At 42.5% G+C, this 17,536-nt stretch carries 19 protein-coding genes; 5 read left to right on the forward strand and 14 right to left on the reverse strand.

Annotated elements, in window-relative coordinates; translation table 11 throughout:
* From yidD to rpmH, 3 genes are read right to left on the reverse strand one after another with little or no spacing between them, the layout of a single operon-like run.
* Window positions 1-261 (reverse strand): membrane protein insertion efficiency factor YidD, encoded by a 261-nt coding sequence (gene yidD / locus AACQ38_RS16325; RefSeq protein WP_011148960.1) that lies wholly within the window; start codon window positions 259-261, stop codon window positions 1-3.
* Window positions 225-584 carry a ribonuclease P protein component gene (rnpA, locus tag AACQ38_RS16330; protein WP_011148961.1) on the reverse strand — a complete coding sequence of 120 codons (360 nt, stop codon included), beginning with the start codon at window positions 582-584 and terminating at the stop codon, window positions 225-227. The genes yidD and rnpA overlap by 37 nt, the downstream gene beginning before the upstream one ends.
* A 16-nt stretch (window positions 585-600) precedes the next feature.
* On the reverse strand, window positions 601-741 hold the full coding sequence (gene rpmH, locus AACQ38_RS16335) for a 50S ribosomal protein L34 (RefSeq protein WP_004093983.1): 141 nt from the start codon (window positions 739-741) through the stop codon (window positions 601-603).
* 688 nt (window positions 742-1,429) lie between these two features.
* On the opposite strand from rpmH, the gene dnaA reads away from it, so the two are divergent.
* From dnaA to AACQ38_RS16360, 5 genes are all read left to right on the forward strand, one after another.
* Window positions 1,430-2,818 (forward strand): chromosomal replication initiator protein DnaA, encoded by a 1,389-nt coding sequence (dnaA, locus tag AACQ38_RS16340; RefSeq protein ID WP_011144414.1) that lies wholly within the window; start codon window positions 1,430-1,432, stop codon window positions 2,816-2,818.
* A 4-nt stretch (window positions 2,819-2,822) separates the two neighbouring features.
* Entirely contained in the window at window positions 2,823-3,923 is a 1,101-nt protein-coding gene (gene dnaN, locus AACQ38_RS16345; protein ID WP_109791217.1) for a DNA polymerase III subunit beta, read from the forward strand.
* 21 nt (window positions 3,924-3,944) lie between these two features.
* A complete protein-coding gene (gene recF, locus AACQ38_RS16350; protein WP_165578603.1) occupies window positions 3,945-5,036 on the forward strand; it encodes a DNA replication/repair protein RecF in 1,092 nt (363 codons plus the stop codon).
* 19 nt (window positions 5,037-5,055) lie between these two features.
* Complete coding sequence (gyrB, locus tag AACQ38_RS16355; RefSeq protein ID WP_109791219.1) at window positions 5,056-7,470, forward strand: DNA topoisomerase (ATP-hydrolyzing) subunit B; 2,415 nt, start codon at window positions 5,056-5,058, stop codon at window positions 7,468-7,470.
* A gap of 140 nt (window positions 7,471-7,610) precedes the next feature.
* Window positions 7,611-8,090 (forward strand): Hcp family type VI secretion system effector, encoded by a 480-nt coding sequence (locus AACQ38_RS16360; RefSeq protein WP_011144418.1) that lies wholly within the window; start codon window positions 7,611-7,613, stop codon window positions 8,088-8,090.
* A gap of 369 nt (window positions 8,091-8,459) precedes the next feature.
* Here AACQ38_RS16360 and AACQ38_RS16365 read toward each other — a convergent pair whose 3' ends face one another.
* The 11 genes from AACQ38_RS16365 to AACQ38_RS16415 all read right to left on the reverse strand — a co-directional run bounded on the left by AACQ38_RS16365 (window position 8,460) and on the right by AACQ38_RS16415 (window position 17,464).
* Window positions 8,460-8,783, reverse strand: a complete 324-nt coding sequence (locus AACQ38_RS16365; RefSeq protein WP_041379844.1) for a hypothetical protein — start codon at window positions 8,781-8,783, stop codon at window positions 8,460-8,462.
* Complete coding sequence (locus AACQ38_RS16370) at window positions 8,783-9,538, reverse strand: DUF4225 domain-containing protein (RefSeq protein WP_242685606.1); 756 nt, start codon at window positions 9,536-9,538, stop codon at window positions 8,783-8,785. Before AACQ38_RS16370 ends, AACQ38_RS16365 begins: the two co-directional genes overlap by 1 nt.
* 166 nt (window positions 9,539-9,704) lie before the next feature.
* Window positions 9,705-10,811: an aspartate-semialdehyde dehydrogenase gene (gene asd, locus AACQ38_RS16375; RefSeq protein ID WP_041379845.1), complete on the reverse strand. Its 1,107-nt coding sequence runs from the start codon at window positions 10,809-10,811 to the stop codon at window positions 9,705-9,707.
* 210 nt (window positions 10,812-11,021) lie between these two features.
* Window positions 11,022-11,243 (reverse strand): ogr/Delta-like zinc finger family protein, encoded by a 222-nt coding sequence (locus AACQ38_RS16380; protein WP_011144421.1) that lies wholly within the window; start codon window positions 11,241-11,243, stop codon window positions 11,022-11,024.
* 76 nt (window positions 11,244-11,319) lie between these two features.
* Entirely contained in the window at window positions 11,320-12,405 is a 1,086-nt protein-coding gene (locus AACQ38_RS16385; protein ID WP_011144422.1) for a phage late control D family protein, read from the reverse strand.
* On the reverse strand, window positions 12,402-12,866 hold the full coding sequence (locus tag AACQ38_RS16390) for a phage tail protein (RefSeq protein ID WP_011144423.1): 465 nt from the start codon (window positions 12,864-12,866) through the stop codon (window positions 12,402-12,404). The genes AACQ38_RS16385 and AACQ38_RS16390 overlap by 4 nt, the downstream gene beginning before the upstream one ends.
* 2 nt (window positions 12,867-12,868) lie before the next feature.
* Window positions 12,869-15,295, reverse strand: coding sequence for a phage tail tape measure protein (locus AACQ38_RS16395; protein WP_242685607.1), 2,427 nt, complete (start codon window positions 15,293-15,295; stop codon window positions 12,869-12,871).
* Window positions 15,288-15,407 (reverse strand): GpE family phage tail protein, encoded by a 120-nt coding sequence (locus AACQ38_RS16400; RefSeq protein ID WP_011144425.1) that lies wholly within the window; start codon window positions 15,405-15,407, stop codon window positions 15,288-15,290. Before AACQ38_RS16400 ends, AACQ38_RS16395 begins: the two co-directional genes overlap by 8 nt.
* A gap of 14 nt (window positions 15,408-15,421) precedes the next feature.
* Window positions 15,422-15,739: a phage tail assembly protein gene (locus AACQ38_RS16405; protein ID WP_011144426.1), complete on the reverse strand. Its 318-nt coding sequence runs from the start codon at window positions 15,737-15,739 to the stop codon at window positions 15,422-15,424.
* Window positions 15,740-15,765: 26 nt separating this feature from the next.
* Window positions 15,766-16,281 (reverse strand): phage major tail tube protein, encoded by a 516-nt coding sequence (locus AACQ38_RS16410; RefSeq protein WP_011144427.1) that lies wholly within the window; start codon window positions 16,279-16,281, stop codon window positions 15,766-15,768.
* Between the two features lie 10 nt (window positions 16,282-16,291).
* Entirely contained in the window at window positions 16,292-17,464 is a 1,173-nt protein-coding gene (locus AACQ38_RS16415; protein WP_011144428.1) for a phage tail sheath protein, read from the reverse strand.
* Between the last annotated feature and the right edge of the window lie 72 nt (window positions 17,465-17,536).

Consider the following 17,536-nt stretch of genomic DNA (forward strand, 5'->3'; position numbering starts at 1 on the left):
TTAGTGTTCTCTGTTATCGTTGTTTTTTACGGGTGGGACAGGATCATCACCACCTTCATGTAAAGGGTGGCATTTTAAAACGCGTTTCACCGTTAACCAACAGCCTTTTATCACCCCAAACCTGCGTAATGCCTCAATGCCATATTGAGAGCATGTAGGATTAAAGCGACAACGAGGCCCCAACAGCGGGCTTATTACCAACTGATATCCCCGGATTAATGCGATCAGGAAGCGCGAGCCAAACGACAGTGACGACGCCATAATTTACCCAACGCCTCCGTTAACGCACGGTTATCAAGCTCAGCAACGCCTTTCCTAACCAATACCACAAAATCCATAGGAGGCAACTCATGTTGGTTTAAACGGAAGCTTTCACGGGCTAACCGCTTAATCCGGTTACGCTCATGAGCACGTTTAACATTTTTCTTGGCTATAGTAAGACCGATACGGGGATGCCCCAGCTCGTTCGGGCGACCAAGGATAGTAATCTCTGGCGAACTTGCCCGTTGGGGTTGCTGGAAAACATAAGTGAAATGCTTGGGAGTTAACAAGCGTAACTCCCTCGGAAAAGCGAGCTTAACCACTAGATGGTTAGCTTTATTACTTAGAAACGGTCAGACGAGTACGGCCTTTTGCACGACGGCGAGCCAGAACCTGACGACCATTTTTGGTAGCCATACGAGCGCGGAAACCATGAGAACGGTTACGCTTCAGTACGGATGGTTGGAAAGTGCGTTTCATAGCGATTTCTACCTAACTTAAGATTATTACTGATTCAGTAAATGCGTTGGCAGCCAGTGAGAAATAGACACCGATGCCTCAATCGCAACATCAATATAAAAGAAGCGGGATTGTAATAAAATGTACAGCTCTGAGTCAATTTACATAACACAAAGTCGGCCGGCTTTTCTACTGAGTCGGATGTTTACCAACACTCTGCCCATGCGTACACCAGACCCTTCACCAAACATTATCGGTAAAAACTCTGATACGCACATAGGGTGCAATATTATACGGACTACTGAACAAAGCGCAACGATCACTGGCAGATCTTCGTTTTTTGTTATGATCCTTGGTCCGATTTTATTTTGAATACCGGCTTATTCTCGATCTGCATTTGGCATCCTCTATAATTCCACTACAACCCCTTTACAGCTCTTTATTTCACACACAATTTTATCCTGTGGATAAAAAGCGCTTAAACTGTGTAAAAGAATGAAGATCTATATCGTCTTTTGCGCTATGATCCCAAGCCATGATTTGGATCTTATCCTCGGATCATGGGGGAGCGATGACATTAAAAATCGCCATACACATGACAATTGATCCTTCCTCACCTTAGAGGAGTCGTTGTTTTGTACCCAATATAATGAGCTAACCACTCCGATTTCTTTAATTGTTAATTGGCCTTGTTTTAGGGGAGTCCACCGTGTCACTTTCGCTTTGGCAGCAATGTCTTGCCCGATTGCAGGATGAATTACCTGCCACAGAATTCAGTATGTGGATACGCCCCCTTCAGGCAGAGCTAAGTGGTAACACGCTGGCACTTTATGCCCCAAATCGGTTCGTTCTGGACTGGGTAAGAGAGAAGTATATCAACAATATCAATGGATTGTTGAATGACTTCTGTGGAGCAGAAGTACCATTATTACGTTTTGAAGTTGGCAATAAACCCGTTTCCCAAAACGATAGCCCACCACAAAGGGTTGTTACTCATACGCCGGTTGCACCTGCACCACAAAACACATCAGTACGCCCCAGTTGGGATAACACCGCGGTACAACCCGAGCTCTCTTATCGCTCTAATGTTAACCCAAAACATACTTTTGATAACTTTGTTGAAGGTAAATCCAACCAACTCGCTCGTGCTGCTGCAAGACAGGTCGCTGATAATCCCGGCGGGGCCTATAACCCACTATTTCTTTATGGTGGTACCGGTTTGGGTAAAACCCATCTATTACATGCCGTAGGTAACAGTATTATGGCACGTAAGGCAAATGCCAAGGTGGTCTATATGCATTCTGAACGTTTTGTTCAGGATATGGTCAAGGCATTACAAAATAATGCAATAGAAGAGTTCAAACGCTATTACCGCTCTGTCGACGCATTATTGATCGATGATATTCAGTTTTTTGCCAATAAAGAACGCTCGCAAGAAGAGTTCTTCCACACATTCAATGCATTACTGGAAGGTAATCAACAGATTATTCTGACATCAGATCGCTACCCAAAAGAGATCAATGGGGTAGAAGATCGGTTAAAATCCCGTTTTGGCTGGGGGCTAACCGTTGCAATTGAACCACCGGAACTCGAAACCCGTGTCGCTATTTTGATGAAGAAGGCAGACGAAAACGAAATCCAGTTACCAGGAGAAGTCGCTTTCTTTATAGCCAAACGTCTGCGTTCTAATGTCCGTGAGCTTGAAGGGGCATTAAATAGGGTAATAGCAAATGCCAATTTTACTGGCCGAGCGATTACCATTGATTTTGTACGTGAAGCATTACGTGATCTGTTAGCATTGCAAGAAAAACTGGTTACCATTGATAATATTCAGAAAACAGTCGCTGAGTATTATAAAATTAAGGTGGCCGATTTACTTTCCAAACGGCGCTCCCGTTCCGTTGCCCGTCCAAGGCAAATGGCAATGGCGCTGGCAAAAGAGTTAACCAACCACAGCTTGCCTGAAATCGGGGATGCCTTTGGTGGACGTGACCATACAACTGTGCTGCATGCTTGTCGTAAAATCGAGCAACTGCGTGAAGAAAGTCACGACATCAAAGAGGATTTTTCTAACTTAATCAGAACATTGTCTTCCTAGTGCTATGAAATTTATCATTGAACGTGAGCAATTGTTAAAACCACTGCAACAGGTCAGTAGCCCGCTGAGTGGGCGCCCTACTCTGCCTATTCTTGGTAATTTATTACTACAGGTTACAGAAGGCTCCCTGTTGCTGACCGGCACAGATTTAGAAATGGAAATGATGGCAAGAGTCACGCTTTCATTGCCACACGAAGCAGGTGCAACCACAGTACCGGCACGTAAATTCTTTGATATCTGGCGAGGTTTGCCAGACGGGGCCGAGATCAGTGTAGAACTGGATGGTGACCGCCTATTGGTGCGTTCTGGTCGCAGCCGCTTCTCACTTTCCACATTGCCCGCATCTGATTTTCCAAATCTTGATGACTGGCAAAGTGAGGTGGAGTTTTCACTGCCTCAGGCCACACTGAAGCGCCTTATTGAATCAACTCAGTTCTCAATGGCTCACCAGGATGTCCGCTATTACCTCAACGGTATGTTGTTTGAAACCGAGGGAGAAGAGCTACGTACAGTTGCAACCGATGGTCACCGTCTGGCAGTCTGTTCTATGGGAATTGGTCAAAAATTGCCTTCCCATTCAGTCATCGTGCCACGTAAAGGCGTTATTGAACTCATGAGATTGCTGGATGGTGGTGATACTCCGCTACAGTTACAAATCGGTAGTAACAATATTCGTGCCCACGTTGGCGACTTTATTTTCACCTCTAAATTGGTGGATGGACGTTTCCCTGATTATCGTCGTGTATTACCAAAGAACCCAGATAAAACTCTGGAAGCTAATTGCGATATGCTGAAACAGGCTTTTTCACGTGCAGCTATTCTCTCTAATGAGAAATTTCGCGGAGTTCGCCTTTATTTCAGTGAAAACCAGCTAAGAATCACAGCAAATAACCCTGAACAGGAAGAAGCCGAAGAGATTGTCGATGTCAGCTACCAAGGGGCTGAAATGGAAATAGGCTTTAATGTCAGTTACGTACTAGATGTTCTCAATACACTAAGATGTGAAGAGGTTCGTTTACTACTGACTGATGCTATTTCTAGTGTTCAGATAGAAGACTGTGCAAACCACAATGCGGCTTATGTCGTGATGCCAATGCGCCTGTAACCGGATTTTTATTTCAGGTATATGACTCTCACGCGTTTACTTATCCGCGATTTTCGTAATATCGCCGCCGCTGATTTGCCTCTAGCTACCGGATTTAACTTTCTGGTTGGCTCTAATGGCAGCGGTAAAACCAGCGTACTGGAAGCGATTTATACACTGGGTCACGGGCGCTCTTTTCGTAGCATTCAGGCGGGACGGGTAATCCTTCATGGCTGCGATGAGTTCGTTCTGCATGGGCGGCTAGGGCAACAGGAGAATGAGCGGGAACGGTCTATCGGCCTGAGTAAAAACCGTAATGGCGACAGTAAAGTCAGAATTGATGGTAGTGATGGCGGTAAAATTGCAGAACTGGCTAAGATGTTACCTATGCAGCTTATTACTCCAGAAGGGTTTACCCTGTTAAATGGCGGGCCAAAGTATCGACGGGCTTTTATTGACTGGGGGTGCTTTCACAATGAGCCACGCTTTTTTTCTGCATGGGTAAACTTAAAACGGCTACTCAAACAACGCAATGCAGCACTACGGCAAGTTACCCGCTACAGCCAGATACGGCCTTGGGATCAGGAATTGATACCACTCGCTAACCAAATAAATCAGTGGCGTGGTGAATATGTTACAAACATCACTCAGGATATCACGAATACCTGTAAGCAGTTCTTACCCGAATTTACATTAAGTTTCTCTTTTCAACAGGGATGGGACAAAGAGAGTGATTATGCTGAATTACTGGAGCGCCAATTTGAGCGTGACAGAACGTTAACCTATACAGCTTCCGGCCCACATAAGGCAGATCTGCGCATTCGTGCAGAAGGAACGCCAGTAGAAGATATGCTATCCCGCGGTCAATTAAAGTTACTGATGTGCGCACTGCGGCTAGCACAGGGTGAATATTTCACCCGACAGAGCGGACAACAATGTCTGTATCTGCTTGATGATTTTGCCTCCGAACTGGATACCGGCCGCCGTCAGTTGCTGGCCGCTCGTCTAAAATCCACGCAAGCTCAGGTATTTGTCAGCGCGATAAATCCTGACCAAATAACAGACATGCTTGATGGAAATAGCAAGATGTTTCGCGTGGAAAATGGCAAAATAGAGGTTCAACCACAGGATTAAAAATGAGCGAGAAACGTTGATGTCGAATACATATGACTCCTCAAGTATCAAGGTATTAAAAGGGCTGGATGCGGTGCGTAAACGTCCGGGCATGTATATCGGTGATACAGACGATGGTACCGGCTTACACCACATGGTCTTCGAGGTTGTCGACAACGCTATCGACGAAGCCCTCGCAGGCCACTGTAGTGAAGTTATCGTCACTATCCATGCTGATAACTCAGTCTCCGTACAGGATGATGGCCGTGGTATTCCTACCGGTATACACGAAGAAGAAGGTGTTTCAGCAGCCGAAGTTATTATGACGGTGCTGCATGCGGGGGGTAAATTCGATGATAACTCTTATAAAGTCTCCGGCGGTTTGCACGGCGTAGGGGTTTCTGTTGTTAACGCCTTGTCTGAAAAGCTGGAATTGGTTATCCGCCGTGACGGCAAAGTTCATGAACAGACTTATCACCTTGGTGTGCCACAAAGCCCACTGAAAGTCGTTGGAGAAACTGAACAGACAGGTACCCGTGTCCGTTTCTGGCCGAGCATGGATACTTTCCGTGATAACACAGAATTCCAGCACGACATTCTGGCTAAACGCCTGCGTGAACTATCCTTCCTGAATTCCGGTGTATCCATCCGCCTCATTGATAAGCGCACTAATATAGAAGACCACTTCCATTATGAAGGTGGAATTAAAGCGTTTGTTGAGTTCCTAAATAAAAACAAAACTCCCATTCATCCAAATGTTTTCTATTTTTCTACAGAAAAAGATGGCATCGGTGTTGAAATCTCAATGCAATGGAACGATGGTTTCCAGGAAAATATTTACTGCTTTACCAATAATATCCCACAACGCGATGGGGGAACTCACTTAGTTGGCTTCCGTACTGCGATGACACGTACTCTTAATAGTTACATGGATAAAGAAGGGTACAACAAGAAATCCAAAGTCAGCGCCACTGGTGATGATGCTCGTGAAGGTTTAGTTGCTGTTATTTCCGTTAAAGTACCTGATCCAAAATTCTCTTCTCAGACTAAAGACAAACTGGTCTCTTCCGAAGTGAAAACTGCGGTTGAAACGCTGATGAATGAGAAGCTAGTGGAATACTTATTAGAAAATCCAAACGACGCTAAAACTGTCGTCAGTAAAATTATTGATGCTGCCCGTGCTCGTGAAGCAGCCCGTAAAGCGCGTGAAATGACACGTCGTAAAGGCGCTCTTGATCTGGCTGGGTTGCCAGGCAAACTGGCGGATTGCCAGGAACGTGATCCGGCACTCTCTGAACTCTACTTAGTGGAAGGGGACTCTGCGGGTGGTTCGGCAAAACAGGGCCGTAACCGCAAAAATCAGGCAATTTTGCCGCTAAAAGGCAAAATCCTGAATGTCGAAAAAGCGCGTTTCGATAAAATGCTCTCTTCTCAGGAAGTGGCAACCCTGATCACCGCATTGGGCTGCGGTATTGGCCGTGACGAATATAACCCAGATAAGCTGCGTTATCACAGCATTATTATCATGACGGATGCCGATGTCGATGGTTCTCATATTCGTACTCTCTTGCTGACTTTCTTCTATCGTCAAATGCCAGAAATCATTGAACGTGGTCATGTGTTTATTGCTCAGCCGCCACTGTATAAAGTCAAAAAAGGCAAACAAGAACAATATATTAAAGATGATGAAGCAATGGATGAGTATCAACTATCCATTGCACTAGATGGCGCCTCACTTTACACCAATGAGCACGTACCAGCCCTGAGAGGCGAACCGCTAGAAAAATTAGTGACCGAATTTAATGGTGTTCAAAAAATCATTAAACGCATGGAACGTTTGTATCCGCTAAGTTTATTGAATAGCCTAATTTATCATCCGAATCTGACCGAAGAAGCATTGTCTGATAAGGCGAAAGTTGAAGAATGGATTGAAATGCTGGTCACCCGTTTGAATGACAGTGAACAAAACGGCAGCAGCTACAGTTATCGCCTCCATGAAAATCGTGAGCGCCAAATGTACGAACCGGTTCTGTGTGTTCGTACACACGGTGTTGATACTGATTATCTATTGGACTTCGATTTTGTCCACGGCGGTGAATATCACCGCATCACTCTACTAGGTGATAAGCTTCGCAACTTGATCGAAGAAGACGCGTACATCGAACGTGGTGAACGACGCCAACCGGTTAGCAGTTTTGAACAAGCGCTAAACTGGTTGACTAAAGAGTCTCGCCGTGGGTTGTCTATACAGCGTTATAAAGGTTTGGGAGAAATGAACCCTGAACAGTTATGGGAAACAACCATGAACCCGGAAACTCGCCGCATGATGCGTGTGACAGTAAAAGATGCCATTGCAACTGACCAACTGTTTACAACTCTGATGGGTGATGCTGTTGAACCTCGTCGAGCATTTATTGAAGAGAATGCCCTGAAAGCAGCTAATATTGATATCTAATTGATATTATTATCAATTTAAAAAAGCGCTCATATTGATTCTCTATGAGCGCTTTTTTTATCTGTTATTTATAACCAATAAAGTGTAATTTATTTAATGTTTCTGTAAAACATCACTTAAATATAATCTAAGGGTATAATATGGCTGACATGATTTACATGACAATAAAGGGAAAAAAACAAGGATTAATATCGGCTGGATGTTCTTCTGTTGATTCCATTGGTAATAAATATCAAGCAAACCACTTTGATCAGATATTAGTTTATAGCTTAAGCCATGCGATAACACGGACTCAAAATGTCGATCATCAACCCATTATTATCCAAAAACCTATCGACAAATCATCACCATTACTCGGTGTTGCTATTTCTGAGAATGAGTCTCTTGAATGCTCTATTGATTTTTACCGAACTAATTCAAATGGTGCTCAAGAACGTTATTACAATATAAAGATCACTGGCGCCACAATCACTGAAATAAGTGTCTTACATCCACATTCATTGAATCATAATGAGCTTCCACCACAGGAAAGTATTTCGTTAAAATATACAAACATTACCTGGAATCACCTTATCGCAGGTACTGGCGGTTATAGTATTTGGGATGACAGAATTTATTAAATAATCAAAACAAGGCGTTTTAATTTAACGCCTTGTTTCATTAATGAACTTTTTTGGTAAGAGCAATATATATAAAATATAAAACAAAATACTGCCAATCATAATTACATCACTATTTAAATCAATAAAATTGGCTATATCACACTCATATCCTGTCAAAATCAATTGAACACTAAATAACTTTCCAAAATAGTACTAAACGTTACATAACATATAATTCTATGTATAACAATTAGTTGAAGAAAATTATATATATCGTAATTATGAAACCTTATTTAATATAGCATACTATGTTTTCAATAATTAAACATTAACTTAAAACTTACTCTACCCATTGATAAGTTAATTTTACAACCATTTAATTTTAAATTAATCCCCATATTTTCTTGGTAACATGCACGCATATAAAACAGAAAATATCACACTACCCACTCTAATTACTTCACTATTTAAATTAATAAACATTGATATAATTTCATGATAACCATCATATTTAACAATAAACAATTGAATTGAACCAAACATTACTATTATAAAGAAACCAAAAACAGAGAGTATATAACTTCTTTTTTTTTCTATGAAAATTTTCATAAAAAAAAGAAAAAACAAAACAATCAATGATAAAGAATAGTACAGAAAAATATCCTGCCAAGTAGATTGAGTGGAAATTGTAACATCAATATAATCCATCATTATTTTTCCTTTTCTAGCTGATAAATACTCAAAACTGTAGAAACATCAACAATACCTTCTGTAGTTAAGCTCACAACTCCCATTTCTCTCCATCCTCTGATAAAATCACTATTTATATTTTTGAATAGTTTCCAAGATTTCTCTCTTGGCTTCAAAACTTTTTTAAAAATGCCATAACCTGAAAGCGCTAAATCAACAGTTGCATAAGTAATATCTGCATCTTTATCACTTAAACCAATTTTATTAGCAACATACCTATATCCTTCTCTGACACCACCATTAATATTTTCTCTGTACAGTAGATAATATCCATTTTCAACAACATTATTATACCCATGGGCCATTAATGGCGCACCGAATGAGGCACATGCTAACCCTAAAGAAGCTTTACAGACTGTATAACCTGCAAGAATTTGAGTGCCGCCACCAACAAACCCGATCTGTTTTAATATAAGATTAGTATAACTTGATTTCTCTTTTTCCCTTTCAATTATTGCATATTGCTTTACTCTGTTTGCTGTCAAACAGAAAGCTTGTTCTTTTAAGTGATCTATTTCAAACTGAATAATCTCAATTGCACCATTTGAAGATAAACAGTGAATACGAACCTGACCTAATATATCCTCTACAAAAAGATTTATTTTTGAATTAAAATCCATTCTTATTTTACTATGAGTTAGATAGCGAAAAGATAAAGTTTTCGCTAACTCTCTTAATTCCCTTACCTTTAAATCCAGTAGGTTATCTTGCTTCATATCTCCCCTTATAAAACCGATTTCTTATTTTCAAATCACAAAACCATTAACATAACTTATGTAACATAACAAAAAAAAACCAATAAAGAAACAATGAACAGAGCTATATAGATAAATCCACTCGAATAACGAGTGGATTTTCACATAAATAGATAGATTAAAATTATTAAATCAAGATACGTAGCATACGACGCAGAGGCTCTGCTGCTCCCCACAGCAATTGGTCACCTACAGTAAAAGCAGATAAATACTCTGGTCCCATATTCAGCTTACGTAAACGCCCTACAGGAGTATCCAAAGTTCCCGTTACCGCCGCCGGAGTTAATTCACGCATACTCAATTCGCGATCATTTGGAATAACACGAACCCAATCGTTATGCGCAGCCAGTAATTGCTCAATTTCAGGAATCGAAATATCTTTTTTCAATTTCAAAGTAAATGCCTGGCTGTGGCAACGCAGCGCCCCAATACGTACACACAAACCATCCACAGTAATGATGTTATTACCGGTATTCAGGATCTTGTTGGTTTCTGCCTGACCTTTCCACTCTTCACGGCTTTGGCCATTATCAAGCTGTTTATCAATCCACGGAATCAAACTACCTGCCAACGGCACGCTAAATTTCTCAGTTGACATAACTCCGCTACGGGTGAAATCCGTTACTTTTCTTTCAATATCCAGAATAGCCGATGCCGGATCTTGCAACTCTTTTGCTACCTGAGTATGTAGAGATCCCATCTGAACCAGTAGTTCCCGCATATGACGAGCACCTGCACCAGAAGCTGCCTGATAAGTTGCAACAGAAGCCCATTCAACCAAATCATTAGCAAATAAGCCCCCTAAAGACATCAACATTAGGCTAACGGTACAATTACCACCAACAAAAGTTTTTATGCCTTTATTAAGACCTTGCTGAATATGCGTATGGTTAACTGGATCTAAAATAATGATGGAATCATCATTCATACGCAGCGCTGACGCTGCATCAATCCAATATCCCTGCCAACCCGTTGCCCTTAACTTTGGATAAATCTCATTAGTATAATCTCCCCCTTGACAGCTAATAATAATATCCAAAGCACCAAGAGCTTCGATATCGAAAGCATTCTGTAACGTACCTTGCTGACCAGTAAAATCAGGTGCTGGCTGTCCGTGTTGTGATGTCGTGAAGAATACCGGACAAATAACATCAAAATCCTGCTCTTCAATCATACGCTGCATTAATACTGAGCCGACCATACCGCGCCAGCCGATAAAGCCCACATTTTTCATCATTATTGTCCTACTTTAGGTAAGTGTTGATCAGTGATTCTGATTACACCAAAGCTGACAAAATATGACTAGGGACGCAAGTGAATTTATTAACTAATTCACAAGATATTTAGCAACGTAGCTAGCAGAAAGATATATAACAAATCGAGCATCCGAGTAAAAAGCCACCTGTTTTTTTGGTGGCAAATATTTACAATTAACTTTTAATTTTCAAGTCACATTCAATTGAGTTTTAGTTTTTTCTTTGGGATGCGGCTTAACACTTATTACTTCACCAGGTTTGGAAATAAAGCGGACAAACGTTTCATGGCTGACGAAAGTTGCACCACAATTGATGTTTTGACATTGATTATAACGTTCTTTTGTATGGCAGGAATGCTCAAAGCTGCTGCGTGCATGAGCCGCTTTACCACAAAGAGGACACTTGATCATATTTTCTTACCCTTAACTAAAACATGAACTCTCATAATGTGAACAATATAGCAATGAGATCTCATTTGAAGAACATTTATTTCATATCGAGATCATCAATTTTTAATTCCAGAGTCAGTGCTGTTGTAAAACCACCATCAGATCCATTCACCGTGTGAGTGACTGTCGTTAATGTCCATTCGGCAGCATCTATTTCTGGTTTAAAGCCGGTAACTTTGATTGGTATTTCAGGGTAGAGATCTGCACGCCCCTGAGCCAGTTGAATCGAAAACGTCGCTGCCCCACGTTGTATTTTCTCCCAAGCAACTTTGGCAGCACGTTTAGCGCTGGCTTCATCAGCATAAATACGGGAAAGTTCCAATACGTTATCTTTGCTACCTACTAAATAAGAGGTTAATTTATCAGCATTTTTCTGACTTTTTCGCTCAACGGTTAAGGTATGTTTTTTCTCCGGTTTACGGACATCCAACCAGTTTGCTACCACGCCGGTATAAGCCTCACGATCGGACAGCGTAAAATTATGATTGTCACCAGACCGACGTGTAATCACTAATCCAGGGATAACCGCACCACTGGCTGTTTTATTCTGTCCTTGCCGAATAAATATCAACTTACCATTTTTTACTGAAGCAATTGCTCCTTCCTGCCTTGCCAAGCGCGTAAGAAAACTACCATCTGACTCATTCGTCTGATCAATATGGTTAATAAATATCTTCGCAATATCCTGATGCAAATCGGCGGTAAGGTTATTTCTCGCCGCGATAGTATGGACAATATCACCTATCGTTTTCTTATGATAAGACTCTTCACGTCTCATATTGAGAGATTCACGGAAATCAGCACTACGGGCACGAATTGTTAATTTATCCGGCGCTCCACTGTGACCAATTTCATCCACAGTAAAACGCCCTTTACTAATCAGTGGCTGATCACGCCATCCTAACGCCAATGAAATTACATTACCTCTGGAAGGTAGCACCAAACTTCCATCTGCATCATCCAGTTCAATATCAAGCTGGTCAGCTTCAAAGCCACGATTATCGGTCATTGTGAGTGACATCAGGCGCGATTGAATGCGCCCGCTGATATCTTTATTATCAATTTCCAAAAGAAATGCCGGTGCACTGCCTTTTTCGGAACCTCTGCCAAATTCAGATGTCATGACAATACCTCTCTGACTCTATCTGACAAATTGTCTGTAAGCATAGAGAATTGTTCCTGAAGATCACCGAACATTTCACCTAGAGAACTATCCACTCGCCGTAATGTCAATGTGAAATCAATTTTGCGGGCAGAACCATTCGACATAAATTCAGTTTTCGTCTGGTCAATACTCTCAATGACAAACATACCGTAAACCGTGCCACTGCCATCTATAAAGGACCAAGCTTTACCGCTATCAGCCATCACTTGTAATACCGTCAATGATAAACGACCACCGGTAATTTCTGGATATAACGAACCGGAAAGTGTCATTGTGTCGTTACCCGGCCCCAGAAATTGCCAAGCAGGCCGTATCCCGATACGGCTGTTAAAAGCATGCCGCCATGACTGCTGATGTTGCATACTCTGGTATGGTGTGGTCTTCAACATAAAAACAAATAAACCCAGTGCAGCCATCATAATTAGAATTCTCCTCTATCAGAGAATGAACTGCGTAAACGCGCCTGCTGTTTACGTTCCCGATCATCCAATTCGCGCCTAACCGCTGCTGCAATATCCTGCGCAGATTGCCCCGGTGCACCATAGATATTTATATGATAGACCGGTGATTCACTGCGATACTCTACCATCTGCCGTTTGTCTGCTTTCTTTTCCTGAATCTGAGGATAAGCATGAACCGGTAAGCTCTGAACATGCAATGGTGCGGTTCTGGCTGCGGCAGAAGGTGCCATTACGCTCAAAGAAAATGCCGCAGCGGCAGCAAGTTTGGCAGTCTGTCGTCGGCTAATAACATTGACAGGGCCAGTGACAATCTCTGGTCCATATTCACCCACAATACCAAATCGGCCAGCCGGAATAATGCCCCCTTTGTCATGCTTGGGCAGAACCGAACTAACATTAGGACTCACCTTATTACTGGCGTCTTTTGAAATATCTTCCTTTGACCGCATCCAGTCAGGGAGATACTCAGACAATGAAGTCAGTTTATTTTTCAGGGCTTCCCATTTTTCATTAATCCCCTCCAATAAACTGTTAACTATCGCTGTGCCAACCTCTTTAAATTTACTGGGCAGATTCATTACGTCAGTAATAATTTCATTCCATTTATCCGAAATCGATATTTTAATATTCTCCCAGATATCCAACGTGTTCTGCTTAACTAATTCCCAAGCATTACTGATATTAGTTTTAATACTTTCCCAGGTTTGCAGAACACTCTGTTTAATGGATTCCCATTTCTCACTTAGGCTAATTTTAATATTTTCCCAAAGCTGAGAAATTTTCGGCCCCAATGTTTCCCAGTTTTGCCAAATATAAACAGCAGCCATAGCAATGACACCAATAATGGCGAGGATTGGGTTAGCCATCATCAAACGACCAACGATCATCATGGTGCTACCCAACATTTTCAGAGCATTCCCGACTAATCCGAGCGCCCTCACACCAGTACTACCAAAGAAAGTAAGACTATATTTCGCTACAGCTAATGGAAGCAATATCGAAGCGATTGCCTGTGCCAATGCGCCAAACACAGTTAATATGCCTCCGACCACCACCGTAATAGTCGCAAGCGTTGCAGCTAAGCGTGGGTTGGCTTCCATCCATTCACTGACTTTATTAACTACATTTGTTACTTGCTGAGTGACTTCTCTTGCAGGACCTTCTACGCCAGAAAACATCTGAACGCCCAAATTACTCCAAGCAGCATTGAGTTTTTGGATATCACCGGTGAGATTATTCGTCACTACAGATGCAACTTTTTGGGATTCACCTTGAACACGTTTTAGTTCAGCGATAAAAGTTTGCAATCCTCCCTGCCCTGCCTGATTTACCAATACATCCAAAGCAGGAACAGCATTTTCACCACCAATTGCGGTGAAATAACTCGTACGTTGTTTACCGCTCATTGAACGGGTTTTATCATCTAGTTCAACGAGAATATCAGGTAATTGCCGTAAATTACCTTTAGCATCACGAGTTTTAATATCTAGTTGTTTCAATGCGGCAGCAGCAGCTTTAGGCGGTTCAGCCAACCGGCTTAGTACATTGCTTAAAGCCTCTCCAGCTTCACTTCCCTTAATATTGGCATCACTTAGCTTTCTTGTAGCAGCCGCAACGGTTTCAATATCAATCCCCAAAGAAGTGGCCGCTGGAGCGACAGATTTCATGGTGTCACCCAATCCCGCCAACGTTGTTTTTGAGCCAATAAGCGTTGCCGTCAAAACATCACTAACATGCCCCATCTCTTCGGATTGTAATTTAAACCCTTCCAGTACATTAGTACTAATATCAACCACATTGGCGAAATCTGTACCGCTTGCCTGAGACATTAATACCGCACCAGGCATCACATTCTTTATCTGGTCAGGAGAATACCCCTTGGAGGCATACAGGCTCTGTCCCTGTGCAATCTGACTGGCCGGAATCCCTGTACTTTTGCTCAACTCACGACTTTGGTTAAGCAACATGGCGTATTCAGGAGAATTTTTTTCAATATTGGTTTGTGCCTGAATTTTAGACATTTGAACATTAAGATCATAACCGGGCATCAGAAAGTTTTTACTGGTTGTCAGTATCTTACTACCGGCTGATTTTGCACTAGCACCATATTGACTAACGCGGTCTCGAAGCTCTTTGATTTTGCTATAACGACCTTCACCGCGATTTTCTTCCTTTTTGTCACTGGTATGCGCAGTTTCCTGCGCATATTCAGGGGCAGAATAAGGTTTAATTGCTTCATAAGTCTGATTTAATCGCTTGAATTCATCACGATTTTGCCGGAGAGAATCTGCCAACCTTTTATTGTTTCGCTGGGCAGATTTCAAGGCGCTGGTCAGCTTATTAACAGACTGTATTACCAATTTAAGCTGTGACTGTGTATTACTCATTTTCTGCACCACTTCGTAAGATGGCCCGATGTCGCCAGTCCAGTAATTCCGGTAGTGACATTTCATCTGTCACTGCCGGAGACCAGTGGAAAACGGTGGCAATATCTGCCACCAATTCATCTACGGTTAGTCGGTCTGGAAACCGGACTTCGCCGACTTCGGTAACAAAAAATTGACCACCTCAACACTGAGATTAATCAGATCGCCGGGTGTCATTGACAACAGGTCGCTTTTAGTGAGCGCTGGTGTGGTAACACGTGGCAAAACCAATATCATTGAATCCACATCCATCTCCAGCAAAGCCTGTAGCCGAGCACCACGCAGCGCGCCACTGTTCGGTTTGCGCACCACCACTTCAGTGATGTTGCTACTACCACGTGCAAGCGGTTCTTCTAATACGATTGTGCGCTGCTCGTCGTTTTGAGTAATTAGTGTTTCTGTCATGGTTCAACCTTGTTTATCCGATTAGATTAAAGACCCATAGCGCGACGGTGATCTGCCAAGCGATCCTCACCATTAACGACTTCAACCATGTTAACGGTATCCACTTCGATCAGAACTTCACCATCCCATGTCAATTTGAAATAGGTGTTTTTAGCGCTGATTTTGGTCTGAGTATTATCTCCCTGCTTATAAGCACCGTGGTCAAACTCATGGAAACGGCCGCGCATCACGATTTCAACAGCAATCACATCGCTGGTATCATCGCGCTGGCAGGAGCCCGCAAAGCGCAACATTACGCCATCAGCTTTGGTCAGACCCCATTGCCGATAATGTTGAGCTTCCATACCTCCCAGAGTAAATTCAACGTCCAATGCACCTTCATCCAAGCCTAAGTCCACGGTTGCGCTACCGTTCATACCACCGCCACGATAGGTTTCCAGTTTACGACTCAGCTTAGGCAGAGTAATTTCTTCCACGATTCCCTGATAACTATTGCCATCATTAAACAAGTTCAGGAATTTAAGTTTGCGAGGTAATGCCATCTGTGTCCCCTTAGCCGTTTATGCTTTTCGCGAAATCCATCAGGTAACGATCTGTAATACGCTGGCGTAACATCATGTTTTCCAGTGGTGGTACAGGTGTATAGTCGTAATCGAGGGTCAATTTGCCCGCTTTCAAGGTGTCTTTATCATTGGCGTTTTCGTCATACCAACACTGACCGTCAATAATGTAACCCCCAGATTTCAGTTCGCGGAACTTAGCATTGATACCTTCGATAATGTCTCGTACCAGTGAAGGAGTCAGTGGTTTATCGATTGCCCACATATGTGCTTCCGCCATAGTGTCAGCTAATACTTGGGCAGTACGAGTGTAACTTTCGAACTGGAACAATGGGTCATCAGCGCAAGTACGGGAACCCCAGAAACGGAAACCGTTCTTACGGATAAGTGTCGTGATACCATTTTGGTTTAGCAGGCCTGAGTCTGTTGCTGGATCTTGAAGATCCCAGAAGACGTCTGCTGAAAGACCGGTCACACCATTGACACCGATGTTGGACAGTGTTTTGTGCCAACCTGTTTCTTCATCAATTTTTGCACGCAAACCCAATGCACGAGCAGTCGCGTAGGCGATAGTTTCTTTATTAGAAACCGTATCCCAACTCAGGAAATCAGGCCAAATCAACATCAGTTCTCGTTGACTGAAGTTTTTGCGATATTCGATAACTTCTGAGATAGTCTTACTGCCATAGGCACTGATATAAGCCATTGCTCTCAGTTTCTGCGCGATACTCGCCAACTCAACAGCAACAGCTTTTGTATCCAGCCCAGGGACTCCCAGAATACGAGGCTTCACACCTAATTGGCTTTGTGCTGCCAACAGTGCCTGTATACCGGTTTTCTTACCTTCACTAGTTGTAGTACCAATGATATTGGTGGTGGTATCACCTTCCGTTTCACCTTGTGCTACACGGACAACAACAGTAACGGGTTTAGACTGGTCTGAAATAGCTTTAAGTGCCTGAGGCAATGTACCGGTTTTACCAGCTTTGCCAATGGCGAGTGAAACATCAGTAATCAAGACCGGAGTGTTTAGTGGAAAAGTTTTTTCGTCTGCTTCAGGACCAGTACAGACCATACCAACAATAGCGGTGCTAACTGTAGTGATGGTACGCGTGCCCTCGTTAATTTCCTGTACACGGACGCCGTGATGATAATCTTGTGCCATATTAGCGGTTCTCCTGTTAAGGTGTCCCGCTATGTTGAAGTATCCGAATTATTAAATCATTCGATGGGAAAT

Origin of the sequence: Photorhabdus sp. RW14-46 (assembly GCF_963887965.1) — a bacterium.
Lineage (GTDB): Bacteria > Pseudomonadota > Gammaproteobacteria > Enterobacterales > Enterobacteriaceae > Photorhabdus > Photorhabdus laumondii.